Here is a 16378-nt window from a genome sequence, read left to right on the forward strand (position 1 = left end):
TGAGGATCACTCCTCACCGGCCCCGCCGCTTTCCCAGGGTCAGTCCTCCCAGGCGCGCTGGGTGCGGCGCATCCCTTCGAGCCGTTCGCCGGTCTCGCGGGCGTAGGCGTCCTGTAACTCGTCCAGGTCGCGCTTGAAGGTGCCCAGCAGATCCTGCTCGCCGGGCACCGTCCCGAGCCCGAGCAGGTCGCGGGCCTGCCGCTCGTGGTCCTCCTGAGCCGCGCGTACGGCCTCGACCACGTCACGCCCCAGCTCCTCCGGGTCCAGCCGCATGGCCCGGTGGGTGATCCGCACGTCGACCAGCCTGCTGTCGGCGTCCACACGCGCGGAGACCGTTCCGCCACGGCTCTCGCCCGAGCCGCTCAGCTGACGTAGCTCCCGCGTGGCCTGTTCGAGCTCGCGCATCGTCCGTTCGCTGGCCTGTACGAGCCGGTCGAGCTCCACGAGGCGGGGGTCACTGGAATCCATGCGCCCCACGCCACCGGCAGCAGGTTAACGAATGCCAATCGGGAGCCGTCCAGTCGTCTAACTGATCATTAAGAGTGCCATGAGAGTGGGGAGACCAGACCCGACATCAGGAAGAATTCGTACATATGACGATGAAAGCGGCTACGCCGGGACAGGAGATCTACGTCACCTCCACGGCCATCGGTCACCTGCGCGACCGGGTGGACGACGAGCTGAAGGTGGCCATGTCCTTCGTCAGGAGCCTGGTCGGCACGGTCGGGGTCGAGTCCCCGGGCTTCGGCGTACTCGGGGAGATGGTGCTGGGCGGCACCTATGACGGCATGTGCCGGTGGGCCGACAGCACGCTGGGCGAGGCGGAGAAGACGATCGACAGCTGGTCGGGGGCGCTCGCGCAGGGTGAGCGCAACTGGCGCGCCGCCGAGAAGGCCAGCGCCGTGAGGTACCGCAAATGAGCGAATACGGGAACCTGCGGCACCCCGCCTACAACCCGCCCTCCACCGCGAACTCCGGTTACTCGCCCTACAGGTATCCCGGCTACAACGCGCCCAACACACCGGGCTACAACGCCTACAAGCCGCCCACCTTCGGCCCGCCTCCGCAGATGCCGGAGCCGATCGGGCCCAAGGTGCTGGAGTCGATCAAGAAGCTGGGCCGGATGTCGGCTTGGCTGGTCCCCGCCGTGATCGTCGCGGGTACGGCCATCGCCAACGAGCCGGGCATGGCGCAGGCGGCCGCGAACTGGAAGAACGGCATCTCCAACCGGCTCGACGACGGGGTCAAGCAACTGCTGCCCCAGCTCGTCGCCACGTCGCGGAGCGGCTGGATCGCCCTCGACCAGCAGGAGTTCGAACGGGTCGTGTGGATCTTCCACCGGGAGATCGGCGCGCTGCGCGGTGTGCTCGGCGACGTCGGCGGCATGGTCGACGAGGTGGCGGCGGGGTACCGGAGCTACTGGGTCAAGCTGGCCACGCTGGGCGTGACGACGGCCACTCTGCTTCTGTTCGCCAAGCAGCTGCAGGCATTTCCCCACACCAAGCTGTATGGCGGCCTGCTGGAGAAGTTCATCGCCTCAGGCACCAACGGCGCGGTGGCCGTGCTGACCTTGACACTGGTGTCGGGCCTGCGCGGGGCGGGCGACATCATGTCCACCGTGATCAAGAAGGAGCACCAGTTCGGCTACATCAAGCCGGGCGGCGCCGCCGCGATCGACTTCGAGCAGGCGACCATCAACGCCGCGAAGTTCCCGCCGTTCCAGGCCCCGGCCAAGCCCGGTCAGCTGCCTCCGGGCGCCGACAAGTTCGACTGGGTGGAGCCCAACCAGGAGACCACTTAGTAGGCGAGGTACCCGCCGCCCCTCGCCATTGAGGCGAGGCCCCGGTGCTGGGCGAGCGATCCGTACTCCTTGTACGTGTACAGGACCCCGGCGATGATGTTGTCCACCGGCTCCAGGATCTGCTTGTGTCCCGGCAGGCTGTTGGCGTTGAATACGGGCGGGATGGTCTGCATCAGTCCCTGCGACGGTATGCCGTTCTTGGCGTTGATGTCCCAGTTGTTGATGGCGCTCGGGTTGCCGCTGGACTCGTGGTAGATGATGGTCCAGATCTGCTGGATGTCGTTGGGGTCGTCTGGGTCGAGTTCCTGGATCTTCTCCAGCAGCCCTCTGGCCCGCAGCGTGTCGGCCATCTCCGGTGACTTGATGATCCGGAGGGCCTCTTTGATCCACCCCACCACTTCGGCCTTGGGCGCCGGCGCGTTGCCGGCCGAGGAGACGCCGCCGCTGTAGGCGTAGCCGGCGCCGCCGCTCGCACCGCCGCCGTCGCTGCCGCCGGCGGCGGCCGCCGACTCCAGCGAGGTGCGCTTGTCCTCGAACGGCGTCCTGACCCACTCGACCTTGTGGTCGCCCGGCTCGAAGTCGGCCCCGTCCGGCTGGGGGACCTTGGTGAAGAAGCCGAACTCGCCGTCCTCGCCGAGCTCCTTGGCCAGCGCCTTCTTGGCGTCCTCCAGGTCGCCTTCGGCCTTCTCGACCAGCTTCTCGGCCTTCGTGACGTTGCCGCTGACGATCGTCGTCTTGGCCAGAGCGTCCTCGGCGTCCTGGGCGGTGGCCTTCGGGTTCAGCTTCGCGTACTGGGTCTTGTACTCCGCCGCGCGTTCGACCGCGTCCTGGCAGAGGGCGTTCACCTTGCCGTGGGCGTCCTCCAGCGAGGTGGCCGCCTTGTCGAGAGCGTCGGCGCAGGCCGACAGCGCGTCATTGAGACCGGTGCTCGCCCGCGGGTAGGCGGCCATGTGCTTGGTGAAGGCGTCGGCCGAGCCGCCCTGCCAGGCCTTGTCCACCTCGCCGACGGACTTGGTCAGGGAGTTGGTCGACCTGGCGACGTGACCGGCGGCCGTCCGCCACGCGTTCGCGGTGCTCCTGATCGCCTGCGGATTGCCGGTCACCTTGGCGAGGAGCGCGGCCAGCCGGCCACCCCCGGGCAGATCGCCGACGCCGCTCATCCGCCGGAGGCCTTCGAGGCCTTGCGCAGATTGGTCTCCACCTGGTCGATCGCCTTCTCGACGTTGTTCAGCCGGCTCTTGCCCGCCTGCAGTTCGTCCTTGAGCGCCCGCCAGACCTTGTCGACGTCCGTGGCCAGGCCACCGGAGTCCTTGAGATCACCGAAGGTCTTCGACGAGGTCCCCCCGGTCGGCGCGGCGGACTTGGTGCCCTCGAACGCGTCGTCCAGGTCGAACATGTTCGCCACCTTGCGGGCCCGTCTCCCACATTCTTCGAGCGCCTGGTAGTGCACATCGACCCAGCCGCTCATGGGACCCCCAGACGTATTGCTGCGAAGTGCACGAAACATGAGCATAGTGGACAGTTATCGGGGATGTCCCTGAGGAAGGAGAAACTATTGGGGCAGCAAGACGGCTACTCCGCGCAGTGGACAAAAATCCGTCGCGGGGCCGAAAAGGCGCGGGAGGAGGCCGAGCACGTGCGCGAGGTGCGTGAGGAGCTGCGCCAGGTGTTCGCCGCCGAAGGCCGGCCCATGGGTGACGACCAGTACGGCGCGGAGTTCGAGAAGAGCTTCCCCAACCGGACGAAGGCCATCTTCAAGGGCTTCGACAACTACATCGACGAGTTGGAAGGTACCCGGGACGGGATGCACGTCACCGCCAACACGTACGAGGCAGCCGAAAACGACACTCGAGGCTGACGTTCGTGCTGCTCGATGGGATACCTGTGCCCGCTTGGGTCCGTCCGTGGGCGGGCTGGGTGCTGGGGACGGACTGGCCCAAAGGCGATGAGGGTGGTCTGTTCCGGCTCGCCGACGCGCTGGTGAAGGCGGCCCGGGGGGTGGCCGCCGGGGCCGACGGGGACGGCATCCGGCTGTACGCCGACGGGTGGGACGGGCCCGCGCTGCGGGCGTTCACCCGCAAGGTGTCCCAGGAGGTGGGCGGTCGCCAGGCGGCTCTGGTGCGGTCCCTGGTGGACCTGGCGTTCGCGTGCAACGAGCTGGGCGTGCAGCTCCAGTTCACCAAGCGGATGATGCGGCTGGCCGTACTGCTGCTGGTGGTGCAGCTGGCGTGGCTGACGTGGGCGCTGGTGTCGCCCGCGGGCGGCCTGGCGCTGCGGCTGATCGGCGTACGCGCGCAGGCGGCGCGGTGGACGGTACGCCAGTTCGCCCGCCGGCTGATGATCAACATCGCGCTGTTCGGCGGGTTGCTCGGCGGGATGGACCTCCTGGTCCAGCTGACGCAGTCGCGCCGCGAGGGGGTGGACTGGCGGCAGGTGGGGACGTCGGCGGCCACCGGAGCGCTGACCGGCGGGTTGCTGACCGGGCTGGCGTGGGCGTTCCCGACGCGCTCACTGTGGATGCTGATGGGCCAGTCAGGGGTGGCGAACGCGGGCGCCGTGCTGGGCACGGAGCTGTGGAGCGGTGACGGGTCGGTCGATTGGACGCTGGTGCTGAAGGGCCTGTCGTCGGGCGTGGCGGGCGGCGCCGACGCGCATTGGGCGAGCTGGAGCCCGGGCGGCGGCCACCCCGGGCCCAGGGGGCTGGACGAGCACGCGCGCTTCGACGATCCGGGCGACCACGGCCCACGGAACGGCACGGGGCCGGACGACGCGGACGGGAACGGGCGGACGAGGCTGGCCGACGCCGGCGATACCCGTGCCCTGGCCGACGGTGAGCAAGCCCGGCCGCGCCCGTACGAGGAGCGGAACATCTTCCGGCGCAGCGTCGACCAGCTGATCAACTGGGCGCGCCCGGCCGAGACCGGACCCGTCCGGCTCAGGGACCACGCGACGTTCGCCGAGAGCGCCCGTCGCGGGGTGGTCGCGCGCGAACCGCTGGCCGGCGCGGGCGGCGAGACGGTGAAGGTGGAGAAGGTCCGGCTGGCCGACGGCAGCCACGCCGTCGACAAGGAGTTCTCCGGGACGGATCGGCGGGACCGCGACCATCTCAGCTCACGGCTCGGCCGCGCGATCGGCGCCGACGTCGCCGCGACCCACATCGTCGGCGAGCGACGACTGCTGATCGACTGGGTCGACGGCAAGCAGGTGCCGGTCCAGCACGGGCCCGACGGCAAGTGGCATCTGTCGCGGCTGCACAACACCCGCGAGGGGATCCTCCTCGGCCTGCTCGACGCGCTGACCGGCAACCACGACCGCTTCTCCCCGAAACGCGCCCACCAGGACTTCCTGGAGGGCGTCGACGGCAGGGTCAAGGGCTACGACGGGGACAAGGCCTTCTCCGGGCTGTTACCCGACACGAACAGCCCCTTCAGCCGCCACTTCTTCCGGGACAAGGGCGAATCGGCCGACTGGGCGCCCAACCCGCTCAGCAAGGCCGACATCGAGGCGCTCCGGCCACGCGTGGAGGCGCTGCGGCAGGAGTTCCGGGCGCTCGGGCACACGGACTGGTACAGCAGCGTCGAGTTCGCCTTCGAGAAGATCGCGAAGAACGCCAGCGGCACGGTCTCGGTGCTGGACGCGCCCCCCGGGTCCGTGATCGTGGAGCCGCGGGCGGCCTGCCCGACGTTCGGGGAGCGGCCTCGGACGTTCGAGGGAGCCGCCCCGCCGCGTGCAGTGGAGCCTTTGCCGCAGAACGCTTCCGGCGAGATGAGGGCGCACCCGGCACGCAGCCAGGAGCTCGACCCGGATTATCGGACGCCGCTCCTGCCGATCCACGGCGACAGCGTCACCAGCGGAGTGATGGCCAATGTCATCGACCCGAGGCAGGCGGTCAGGGCGAGCGAGTGGGCCCACCTCAGGAGCAGAGCGACTGCCCACCTGATCGAGAACCGCGTGGGGTACCCGGATCTCGACGCCAGTGCCCGCGTAGAAGCACGCCGCTTCGCGATCCGGGGTGACGGTGGCCAGGTTCGGCGGGTCACCGAGTTCACGGTCACGATCCGGTACGTCGCCAAGGAAGGCATGACGGCCGAGCAGGTGACGCGGCTCAAGTCCAACGCCCTCGACGGCATGGACCTGTACTACAACCACCAGCACCGGCTTTCCGACGGCAGTCAGTTGCATGTCCGGCTCAAATTCGAGGAGGTGCGCACCGCACGGCCCGGCGACCCCGGCGTGGTGACCTTCCGCGCCGGCGGCCATCCCGACATAGTGAACTGGTGCGCCAACACCGACGCGCACCTCCACGCCCACGAGCTCGGACACCATCTCGGGCTGCCGGACGAGTACCGCGACCACCGGACTCAAGGTCGCAGGACGCTCACCGACCAGGGCCTCGAACCAGGCGCCAACCTGATGGGTGACGCGTCCCGCGTGCGCTCGGCCGCCGAAAGCGTCCTGATAGATCACGCGGGCCACGAGGTCCCGCCACGGGCAACGCTGCTCGACCACCACCTGGCTCACTTCTCTGACCTGCTGCCCCGCTCCGACCGCTTCGCCGAGGGCGACGCGGGGTTCCGGCAGCCGGCCGACGAATGGACCCGGCCGGTCCACACCCCCGAGACGCTGCGCCTTCCCCGGTACCTGCGCGACCTGCTCGTCCAGTTCCCCCATCGAGGCGGTGACCTGCTCGACCACGTGCAGGTGCTGGATCGCGCCCACTCCCTGTTCGGCGATCGGGTCACCCAGCGCCACATCGCCTACACCGGCGCGCTCTTCGACGCCGCCCACTCGCTCTACGGCGCCGTCATGGACGCCCCGACCGTACGAGACCTGCGCCGCCTGCACGGCCTGGTCAAGTTCCTCGGCAGGGGGCCGGACTCGGGGTTGCCCGACGCGGCGTGGCTCAAGGCGGAGACCGAGGCGGTCCTGGGCCACAACCAGGTCGCTCCGAGGACCGTCGAGGGCCTGTCGAGGCTCGCGGAATGGTTCGCCTACACCGGCGGACAGCCGCATCCCGGCGAGGCAGGAGCACCGGCCCTGCGCAGGGCGGCCGGAGAGTTCCTCGGCGAGCCCCCGAGCGAGGCCGCCGTCCGCCGCGCCTCGGCCGTGTTCAGCTACGCGGCGGAGCACTCGCCCGTACTGGCCAGCGGATCCGTGGACTTCGTCCGCGTCACCACCGAACTGCGGACCCTGCAGGCGGGGGAATGGCACGGCCTCGCGTTCGACGGTGCGGACTTCGCCCGGCTCGTGGAACGGCTGCACGACGACCCAGGACCCGGGCAGCCCGCCGGGCCGCCCAAGGCTCTTGGGGAGTTCCCGCATACGGGCTCGCACAAGAAGGGGGAGACACGGGACGCGCGAAGGGTGGGCGAGGCGGTCACCGACTGGGGGGCCACACCGCACGGGGGGAAGCCGTACACCTTCCGTCCGGCCGATCTGGTGGCCGCGCGCAAGCGGGCCCTGCCGGTGAACATGGGGGCACGTGACCCGGGGGTCGCGGCCATCGAGCGTCGCGACATGACTGTCAAGGCACGTGACGGAGTGATGCGGCCCGTCACGGAGTACACCGTCAGGTTCGCCTTCCGTTCCGATATGTCGCGGGCGGACTTGGGCTACTTCGGCAGGCGCGTGCGGGCGGCTCTCAGCCGGTTCGTCGACGGCGGGTACGTGCTGCCGGACGGCTCGGTGCTGCTCGTCGGGGCGGAGTTCGTGCCTTCAGAACATCGGGGTGTGACGATCGGACACCGCGACGAGGCACCTGGCAGTAGGCCGTTCGACTTCCCCTACGAGGCGTCACACGTCGAGCTGGCGCTCAAGGTCCTCGATCAGCTGGGCGTGGACGACGTGCTCGGCCCACCGCGGACGGCCGAGGCCGCCTCGACCGAACCGGTTCCCCAGCCGGACGTCGTAGCCGCGCGCGAGCGGGCGGCATGGGACGCGCGAAGGGCGGGCGAGGCGGTCACCGACTGGGGGGCCACGCCGCACGGGGGGAAGCCGCACACCTTCCGTCCGGCCGATCTGGTGGCCGCGCGCAGGCAGGTCCAGCCGGTGAACATGGGGGCACGTGACCCGGGGGTCGCGGCCATCGAGCGTCGCGACATGACTGTCAAGGCACGTGACGGAGTGATGCGGCCCGTCACGGAGTACACCGTCAGGTTCGCCTACCGTTCCGATATGTCGCCGCTGGGCCACCTTGGCACGCGCGTGCGGGCAGGTCTCGACCGGTTCGTCAACGGCAGACACGTGCTGCCGGACGGCTCGGTGCTGCTCGTCCGGGCGGAGTTCGTGCCTTCAGAACACCGGGGTGTGACGATCGGACACCGCGACGAGGCACCTGGCAGTAGGCCGTTCGACTTCCCCTACGAGGCGTCACACGTCGAGCTGGCGCTCAAGGTCCTCGATCAGCTGGGCGTGGACGACGTGCTCGGCCCACCGTAGACGGCCGAGGCTGCCTCGACCGAACCGGGCGTGGGACGGTTCGGCCCGTTCTGGGTCACTGCGATTCTGGGGGCGTTAGGCGGCTCAGCCCGTTATGGGTGACCGCGTACAGATCGCTGGACAGGGCGAGCGGGACGTCCCCCAGCCGGGTCCCGCCGACCTGCTCGCCGTCCGGCAGGCGCCACAGCCGTACGGTGCCGTCGTCGCAGCCCACGGCCAGCACATCGGGTCCGTCGGGTCCGTCGGGTCCGTCGGGACTGAGGAAGCGCAGGCACCGGACCGTGCCTGGGTTGCCGCCGAGCACGACGACGTCCTCGCCCGTCTCGGCGTCGCGCACCGGCACCTGCCCGTCATAGCTGCCGGCGGCGAGTACGGCCCGGCCGCCGACCGTGCCGAACGCCAGCGCGTACACCGGCAGCGGATGCCCGTGCACCACCGACAGCGGCCGGCCCGTCGCCGCGTCCCAGGTCCTGACCGCCCGGTCGTACCCGCTGGACGCGATCACGGCCCGGCCGCCGACCCGGCCCGTGGCCAGGCACGTAATGCCCGCCGTATGGCCGATCAGGCGGCGTAGCGGCCGGCCCGAGACCGCGTCCCAGGTCCTGACCGTGCCGTCCATGCCGCCCGAGACCAGCAGGTCGCCGTCGAGGGCGAGGGCGAGCACCTGACCGGTGTGCGGGGTCGGCACCGCGACCACGCCGTCCACCGGATGATGCACGCGGACGGTGCCACTGTCGGTGCCGCAGACCAGGTTGCCGCCGTCGAACGCCAGACCCGTGACCCCGCCGTCCCCGGAGGCGGCCGCGGCCGCCTCGGGTAGGAGGCCGCCGTCCCCGGAGGCGGCGGCCGTCTCGGGCAGGAAGCCGCCGTCGGCCAGCCGCCAGAACCACGGCGTGCCGCCAGGGGACCCGGCGGCCACGAGCGCCCCGTCGCTGGCGACCGAGGTTGCGACGGCGCCGGTGAGCTCCCGCGACAGGGTGCCATCGGCCGTCCAGACACGCACCCCATCACCCGCGGTAACCAGCCACTCCGACACGGCACCGGTCGCGGCGGCGGCCCGCCCTTCGGGTGTGAGGGTGGATGGTGTGGTGGCCACCTGCCCTTCCGGCGTGATGGCCGGTTCTTCAGACACGGCACCGGCTCCGACGGTGGCCCGCTCTTCAGGCGTGGCGGTGGTGGCCGGTTCTTCGGGTGCGGTGGGTGCTGGTGGGTTCGATGCGACGGCGATGGCGCTGGCCCATTGGCCTGAGTGCCAGGTGGCCAAGAGTGTTCCGGTACGCGGATCGTGGACGGCGACCTGGCCGTCCAGCGCGCAGGACGCCAGCGCCGGGCGCCCCGCCACGCTGAGGAAGGTCAGCCCGGTCACGCTCGCCTCGTGCCCCTCCAGTGCGCGGAGCTCCTGACCGGTGCCCGCGTCCCAGATCCGGATCAACCGGTCAGAGCCCGCCGACGCGACAAGGCTGTCAGCGGCGGCGACCGCGCTCACCCAGCCCGGGTGGCCGGGCAGCGAGTGCAGGGTGCGGCCGTCCGACAGGTCGGTGAGCCGCACGGCCCCGTCGTCGGAGCCGGTGACCAGCAGCGTGCCATCGACGCACACCGCGTTGATCGCGCCCTCGTGCCGCTCCGGCAGCTCGCCCAGCGACCCCGCCGCGTCCCAGACGCGCAGCACGCAGTCGGCGCCGCCGGTGTAGATCAGCCCGCCGGACGCGGCCAGCGCCAGGACCGGGCCGTCGTGGCCGGTCGTGGCGTGGAGCTGCTGCCCGGTGCCGGTGGCCCAGACCCTGATGACCAGGTCGTCGCCACCGGTCGCGACGATCTCCCGGCCACCGGCCGTGCCGAGCGCGACCGCCCGGGTGGGCGCGTCGGTGACGGTGGCGCTGCCCAGGTCCTCGCCGTACGGCAGGCCGTACAGGCTGAAAGTGCGCCCGGGACGGGACAGCGCGTACGCCGGCCGCCCGCCCACGGTCCCGAAGGCGGCGGCGGCCGGTTCGCCGGGGTCCGGCGGCGGCAGCGCGCGGTCCAGGGTGGAGCGGTGGGCCAGCCTCGGCAATTCGTTCGCCGTCTCCCGGACGGCACCGTCGCCGACCTGGTACACCAGCGCGTCGAGTATCCGCAGGACCGGCTCCAGCCCCAGCTCGCCACCATCACGCCACCCGAACAGCAACGACCCGCCCGGCACACCGTCCGGACCTCCTGCGCCGTCATCCACGCCTCCGGCGGACCCCGCGACCTCGGCGGTGACCCCAATGGCGACCACCGTCAGTTCGCGCAGCGTGGAGCCCGGTAGCGGCGTAGGCGCCGCCACGTGCGGGAAGCGCGCCGAGCGCAGGCCGTCCACGAGCCACGGCCACACGGCCCGGTCCAGTTCGGCGGTCCAGGCCCGGACCCCGCCCGCGCGCGCGTGCTCAAGCCGGGCCCGACCGTCAGCCCAGACCGTCAGCTCCACAGTGCCGGGGAAGGACGTGCCGGTCAGCCGGTAGCGCACATGTGACACGGGGGACAACCTACGGCGTGTCCAGGAAGGCCGTCTGGATCAGGCGCGCGCCCGACCTCCGGTCCACGTAGAAGCCGCGCCCCTGCGGAAGCGGCTGCGGGCGCACATTGCCGAACAGCGCGCCCTCGTCCTTGTTGCCCGACATGATCAGCGCCGGGCTGGCCATCTCCTTGAGCCGCTGGACGGCCGGGTCGAACATGGACCGGCTCGCGCCACCCATCTGGCGGGAGATGATCAGGTGCAGACCGATGTCGCGGGCCTGCGGCAGCAGCTCGGCCAGGGGCGCCAGCGGGTTGTTCGAGGTGGCGACGAGGTCGTAGTCGTCCACGATGATGTACAGGTCGGAGCCCTGCCACCAGCTGCGCTCCCTGAGCTGCTCGGGCGTGAGGTCGGCCGGGGGCAGCCGCTTGAGCAGCGCGGTACGGGCGTCCTGGATCAGCTCGGCCGCCGCGGTGCTGGAGGCCGCGTACCCGATGCGGTGGTCGGTGACCGCGGTGTCGAGCAGGGCGCGCCGGTAGTCGAGCACGATCATCATGCATTCCTTGGGCGTCTTCCTGGCGACCAGGCCCTCCATGATGAGCTTGAGCACGTTCGACTTGCCGCACTCGGTGTCGCCGAACACGATGAAGTGCGGGTCCACGTCGAAGTCGATCGCGACCGGCGCCAGGGCGGCCTCGTCGATGCCGATGGCGATCCGGTTCGGCCCGGTGAGGGCGGGGTCGGGCAGCGCCGTGGCGGGCAGCAGCGACGGCAGCAGCCGCACGGGGCGGGCGGCGGGACCCTGCCAGGAGGCCCGTACGACCTCCACCAGCGACCGCACGCCGGCGGACAGGTCGTCGGCGCCGCGCACCCCGTCGATGCGCGGCAGCGCGGACAGGAAGTGCATGCCCTCCTTGGTCAGTCCGCGTCCGGGCACTCCTTCCGGTACGGCCAGCGCCGCCTTGCGGCTGACCTCCGACTCGTAGGCGTCACCGAGCTTGAACTCCAGCCGGGTCCCGAACAGGTCCCTGATCCCCGCGCGGAACTCCGACCACTTGTTGGTGGAGGCGACGATGTGGATGCCGTAGCCGAGCCCTCGGGCCGCGATGTCGGTGATGACCCCTTCCAGCGCCTCGAACTCCTGGCGGATGGTCAGCCAGCCGTCGATCAGCAGGAAGATGTCCCCCCAGCCGTCGCCCTCGTACTCTCCGGCGGCGACGAGACGGCGGTAGGTGGCGATCGAGTCGATGCCGCTCGCGGCGAAGTCGCGCTCGCGCTGCTGGAGGACGGCGGCGATCTCGGCGACGGTCCGGCGTACCCGGTCGGCGTCCATGCGGGTGGCCACGCCGCCGACGTGCGGCAGGCCGTCCAGGGCGGCCAGCGCGCCACCGCCGAAGTCCAGGCAGTAGAACTGCACCTCGCGCGGCGTGTGCGTGAGCGCCATGCTGGTCACCAGCGTGCGCAGCACGTTGCTCTTGCCGCTCTGGGTGCCGCCCGCGACGCCGACGTGGCCGGCCGCGCCCGACAGGTCCAGCCAGTACGGGTCGCGACGCTGCTCGAACGGCTTGTCGATGATGCCCACGACCCCGGCGAGGCGGCCCCGGCCGTCCCAGCCGGGCGTGGACAGGCCCAGCTCCGGAGTCACCGACAGCGGAGGCAGCAGGTGCGCGAGGGTCGGCGACTCGCCGAGCGGCGGCAGCCAGATCCGGTGCGCGGCGGGGCCCTGACCGGCCAGACGCTGTACGACGATGTCCAGCAGGCTGCTCCGCGGCCCTCGCTCGTCGTCCGGCTTGGCGACCTCCTTGGCCGGCTCCTCCACGATCGGGAGCGGCGCGTAGGCCGGGCCGTACTCGACGACCTGGCGGATCGTCTTGTCATCGCCTTCGGCTGCCGCGCTGCGGGGGTCGCTCTGGTAGGGACCGGAGACGTACGCGGCCTTGAACCGGGTCATGCCGGTGGTGTCGAACTTGAGGAAGCCGTTGCCCGGCGCGGACGGCAGCTCGTAGGCGTCGGCCACACCGAGCACGACGCGGCTCTCCATGGCCGAGAACGTCCGCAGGCCGATCCGGTAGGACAGGTGCGTGTCCAGGCCGCGCAGCCGCCCCTCCTCCAGCCGCTGGGAGGCCAGCAGCAGGTGCACACCGAGGGAGCGGCCGAGCCGGCCGATCATCACGAACAGCTCGATGAACTCCGGCTTGGCCGACAGCAGTTCGCTGAACTCGTCCAGCACGACGAAGAGCGTCGGCATCGGCGCCAGCGCGGCGCCCTGCTCGCGGGCCCGCTCGTAGTCGCGCAGCGAGGCGTAGTTGCCGGCCGAGCGCAGCAGCTCCTGGCGGCGCACCATCTCGCCGTGCAGCGCGTCGTACATGCGGTCGACCAGCGGGAGCTCGTCCTCCAGGTTGGTGATGACCGCCGAGACGTGGGTGAGCGTGTCGAGCCCGAGGAAGGTGGCGCCGCCCTTGAAGTCGACCAGGACGAAGTTCAGAATCTCCGACGAATGGGTGACGGCCAGGCCGAGCACCAGCGTACGCAGCAGCTCGCTCTTGCCGGAGCCGGTCGCGCCGATGACCAGGCCGTGCGGCCCCATGCCGCCCTGCGCCGACTCCTTGATGTCCAGCTCGACCATCCGGCCGTCGGCGCCCAGGCCGATCGGCACCCGCAGCCGGTTGCGGCCCGCCCGTGGCCGCCAGGTCAGCGCCGGGTCCAGCCGCATGGGGTCGCCGATGCCGAGCAGGTCGGTCAGCGTGGTGTTGACCGCCAGCACGTCCTCGACCTCGCCGCCGCTGGTGGCCGAGGCGCGCAGCGGCGCGAGCTGTCTGGCCAGGCCCTCCACCCGCAGGTAGTCGAGCTTGTCGGGGTTGCCGAGGCGGGTCTTGTTCTCCTTGCCGGCGTGGTCCAGCTTGATCATGTGGAAGCCGTCCGGCTGGATCTCCAGCCGCAGCGTGGCCTTCTCCTCCACCGGCCCCGTGGCCCCGGACAGGTCGATCACCGTGACGCCCTGGATGGCGTCCGTACCGAGCTGTGAGTCGTGCGGCACGTGCCCGCCGTCGACGATGAGCACGTGGTACGGCAGGGAGTCCGCGGGCGAGCCGGGCCGGAACCTGGCCCGCTCCTTGAGCTCGGCGCCCACCAGGCGGTCCAGCTCGCTCATGTTCTCGGCCATCAGCCGCACCGGTCCGGCGGCGTCGACCTCGTCGGGGTGCAGCGCGTGGGGCAGCCACTTGACCCAGTCCCAGTGGCCCATCCACTCCTGGCCGGCGCACACCATGATCCGCAGGTCGTCCGGCGAGTGGAACACCGCCATCTGGGCGATCATGGCCCGCACCAGCTCCCGCATGGCCGCCGGGTCGCCGCTGAGCTTGATGCGCGCGAACGAGCCCAGCGCCACGGCCACGGGCAGCTCCGACACCGTCGCGTGTGCCCTGACGAACCTGCGCAGCGCGCCGGCCGACAGCGCGTCCAGGTCCTCCACCGGCTTGGAGTCCGGGGGGATGAGCTGGATGGCCAGCTTCTGTACGCCGGTGCCGAGCCGTACCGTGCTGAAGTCGTCGTCGCGCGGCCGGCGTTCCCACAGGCGGGGGCCCATCGCGATCCACCAGAGCGCGTCGGGCTCGGGGCCGCTCCACTCCAGCGCCTCGCGCTGCTGCTTGGCCGCCCGCCTGACCTTCTTGCGCACCTGCGACAGGTAGCGGAAGTAGTCACGGCGGGCCCCGTTGAGCTTGTGCTTGCGCTCGCCCGACTGGCGGCCCATCTGTCCGAGCGTCATGCCGAGCATGGAGACCGCGAACATGCCGCTCGCCACGTACATGATCGGGTTGGAGTTGCCGCCCGCGGTGAACATCAGGGCCATCGCCGCGGCACCCGCCACCATGGGCAGGTACGTGAGCACCAGCATGAAGCCCTGCCCCTGGACCTCGGGGATCTCAGGGGGCGATTCGAGCAGGATCTCCCCGCGTGGCGGCTTGGGGCTGGGACGGCGTTCGGGTCGCCGGACAACGACAATGCTCACCGTGGGATGGTCCTCCGTATCGGTTGCTGACCTTCTTACCAGAAGCGACCCGATATGTTCTCTCTTGTCCATGATGCTCGTGGGACGGAGTCCAGCCATGGGATCGATGGTCCACGGACCGGCCGTTCAGGGGCCGTATCCGCAGGGTCCCCCGCGCCTGCCAGGCCCGCCGCACCTGCAGGGTCCCCCGCATCCGCAGGGACCCATGCAGGTGAGCTCGCTCGCCCAGGTGCACGTGCCGCTGCCCGCGCTGTGCCACGTGACGATCGTGGGACCGCGGCGCAAGGCCGACCTGGCGCTGCCCGCCGACATCCCGCTGCCGCACGTACTGCCCGGCCTGCTGCGCGCCCTGGACGAGTTGGGCGGCGAGTCCGCCGCCGCGCCCGGCTGGACGCTGCAGCGGCTCGGCGGCTCCCCGCTCGACCTGGGCCAGAGCCTCGGCGCGCTGGGCATTCTCGACGGCGAGGTGCTCTACCTGAGGCCGCGCGAGGCGATCCTGCCGCCCGCGCTGTACGACGACGTGGCCGACGTGGTCGCGACCGGAGTCAAGAATTCGTCCGGCACCTGGGAGACCAGGCACACCCGGCTGATGGGCGCGAGCGGCGCGCTCGGGGTGCTGGTCCTGGGCGCGATCGCCCTGGCGCTGTCCGGAGCGCCCGCGCTGGTCGTCACGGTGGTGGCCGGGCTGATGGCGCTCGTGGTCGTGGCCACCGGCGCGGCCCTGTCGAGAGCGGTGGGCGACTCCCTGGCGGGTGCCCTGATCGGGCACGGGGCGCTGCCGTACGGCTTCATCGCGGGCCTGTTCGCGCCGGCCAGCGGCGGCGTCCTGACCGGTGTCGGCGCTCCCCACCTGCTGGCCGCGCTCGCCTGCACCGCGCTGGTGGCCACCATCGCGGGCGCGCTGATCTCTGACGGCGTGCCGGGATTCCTCGGTACGGCCGTCGCCACGACGTTCGGGGCGATAGGCGCGGCCGTGGTCATGGTGTGGGGACCGCCACCCGCCGGAGTGGCCGCGGTGACGGTGTCGATCCTGCTGGCGTTGAGCCCGCTGGTCCCCACGCTGTCGTTCCGCCTGGCCAAGGTGCCGCTCCCGGCCATGCCCACCACCGCGGAGGAGCTGCGGGCCGACAACCAGCGCCTGAACAGCGCGGCCATCCAGGAGCGGACGGTCATCGCCCAGCGCTACGCCACCGGCATGATCATCGCGGTCGGTCTGGTGGCGCTGGTCTCCGAGGTCCTGCTGGCCACCTACGGCGGCTGGATCGCCTCCCTCATGACCGGGACGCTCGGGCTGACGCTGATGATGCGGGCCCGGGTCTTCCGTGGGGTACGCCAGCGGCTGTGGCTGATCACCGTCGGTCTGACCGCGTTCGGCCTGCTCGCGCTGACCCTCGGCCCGAAGTCCGGCGTCATCGGCGCCGTGGCCGTGGCGATCGGCATGCTGTGGCTGGCACTGACCGCCGTCGGCATCGGCCTCTGGCTGCCCACGGGCAAGCCGTCGCCGTTCTGGGGCCGCGCGGCGGACATCGTGGACGTCATCCTGATCGTCGAGCTCTTCCCGCTCGCGCTGGGCGTTCTCGAGGTCTATTCCTGGGTGCGCGGTTTGTCCGGGTGATAGGTTGCTGCGCGATTTAACAGTGTTGTGAGAGTGGAGTGA

At 71.1% G+C, this 16378-nt stretch carries 10 protein-coding genes; 5 read left to right on the forward strand and 5 right to left on the reverse strand.

The features are described from left to right. Positions 1-39 precede the first annotated feature (39 nt). Positions 40-468 carry a YbaB/EbfC family nucleoid-associated protein gene (locus ACIBO2_RS00555; RefSeq protein WP_397294621.1) on the reverse strand — a complete coding sequence of 143 codons (429 nt, stop codon included), beginning with the start codon at positions 466-468 and terminating at the stop codon, positions 40-42. Between the two features lie 125 nt (positions 469-593). Between ACIBO2_RS00555 and ACIBO2_RS00560 the strand changes: the two genes are divergently transcribed. Together ACIBO2_RS00560 and ACIBO2_RS00565 are read left to right on the forward strand one after the other, a co-directional pair. Then, positions 594-920, forward strand: coding sequence for a hypothetical protein (locus ACIBO2_RS00560; RefSeq protein WP_397294624.1), 327 nt, complete (start codon positions 594-596; stop codon positions 918-920). Beyond that, positions 917-1801, forward strand: coding sequence for a hypothetical protein (locus ACIBO2_RS00565; RefSeq protein WP_358548603.1), 885 nt, complete (start codon positions 917-919; stop codon positions 1799-1801). Before ACIBO2_RS00560 ends, ACIBO2_RS00565 begins: the two co-directional genes overlap by 4 nt. On the opposite strand, the gene ACIBO2_RS00570 is transcribed toward ACIBO2_RS00565, so the two are convergent. Together ACIBO2_RS00570 and ACIBO2_RS00575 are read right to left on the reverse strand one after the other, a co-directional pair. Next, positions 1798-2961, reverse strand: coding sequence for a WXG100 family type VII secretion target (locus ACIBO2_RS00570; protein ID WP_358548600.1), 1164 nt, complete (start codon positions 2959-2961; stop codon positions 1798-1800). The two genes, ACIBO2_RS00565 and ACIBO2_RS00570, sit on opposite strands and share 4 nt — an antisense overlap. Continuing rightward, a complete protein-coding gene (locus tag ACIBO2_RS00575; RefSeq protein ID WP_357948710.1) occupies positions 2958-3269 on the reverse strand; it encodes a hypothetical protein in 312 nt (103 codons plus the stop codon). Before ACIBO2_RS00575 ends, ACIBO2_RS00570 begins: the two co-directional genes overlap by 4 nt. An 87-nt stretch (positions 3270-3356) precedes the next feature. On the opposite strand from ACIBO2_RS00575, the gene ACIBO2_RS00580 reads away from it, so the two are divergent. Beyond that, on the forward strand, positions 3357-3659 hold the full coding sequence (locus tag ACIBO2_RS00580) for a hypothetical protein (protein WP_397294626.1): 303 nt from the start codon (positions 3357-3359) through the stop codon (positions 3657-3659). 26 nt (positions 3660-3685) lie between these two features. Beyond that, complete coding sequence (locus ACIBO2_RS00585; RefSeq protein WP_397294628.1) at positions 3686-8239, forward strand: hypothetical protein; 4554 nt, start codon at positions 3686-3688, stop codon at positions 8237-8239. Positions 8240-8294: 55 nt separating this feature from the next. On the opposite strand, the gene ACIBO2_RS00590 is transcribed toward ACIBO2_RS00585, so the two are convergent. Both ACIBO2_RS00590 and eccCa read right to left on the reverse strand, forming a co-directional pair. After that, entirely contained in the window at positions 8295-10733 is a 2439-nt protein-coding gene (locus ACIBO2_RS00590; protein WP_397294629.1) for a WD40 repeat domain-containing protein, read from the reverse strand. Between the two features lie 10 nt (positions 10734-10743). After that, positions 10744-14721, reverse strand: a complete 3978-nt coding sequence (eccCa, locus tag ACIBO2_RS00595; protein ID WP_358548588.1) for a type VII secretion protein EccCa — start codon at positions 14719-14721, stop codon at positions 10744-10746. 205 nt (positions 14722-14926) lie between these two features. Between eccCa and eccD the strand changes: the two genes are divergently transcribed. Next, positions 14927-16336, forward strand: a complete 1410-nt coding sequence (gene eccD, locus ACIBO2_RS00600) for a type VII secretion integral membrane protein EccD (RefSeq protein ID WP_397294632.1) — start codon at positions 14927-14929, stop codon at positions 16334-16336. Positions 16337-16378: the final 42 nt, after the last annotated feature.

Origin of the sequence: Nonomuraea sp. NPDC050022 (assembly GCF_044460705.1) — a bacterium.
GTDB lineage: Bacteria > Actinomycetota > Actinomycetes > Streptosporangiales > Streptosporangiaceae > Nonomuraea.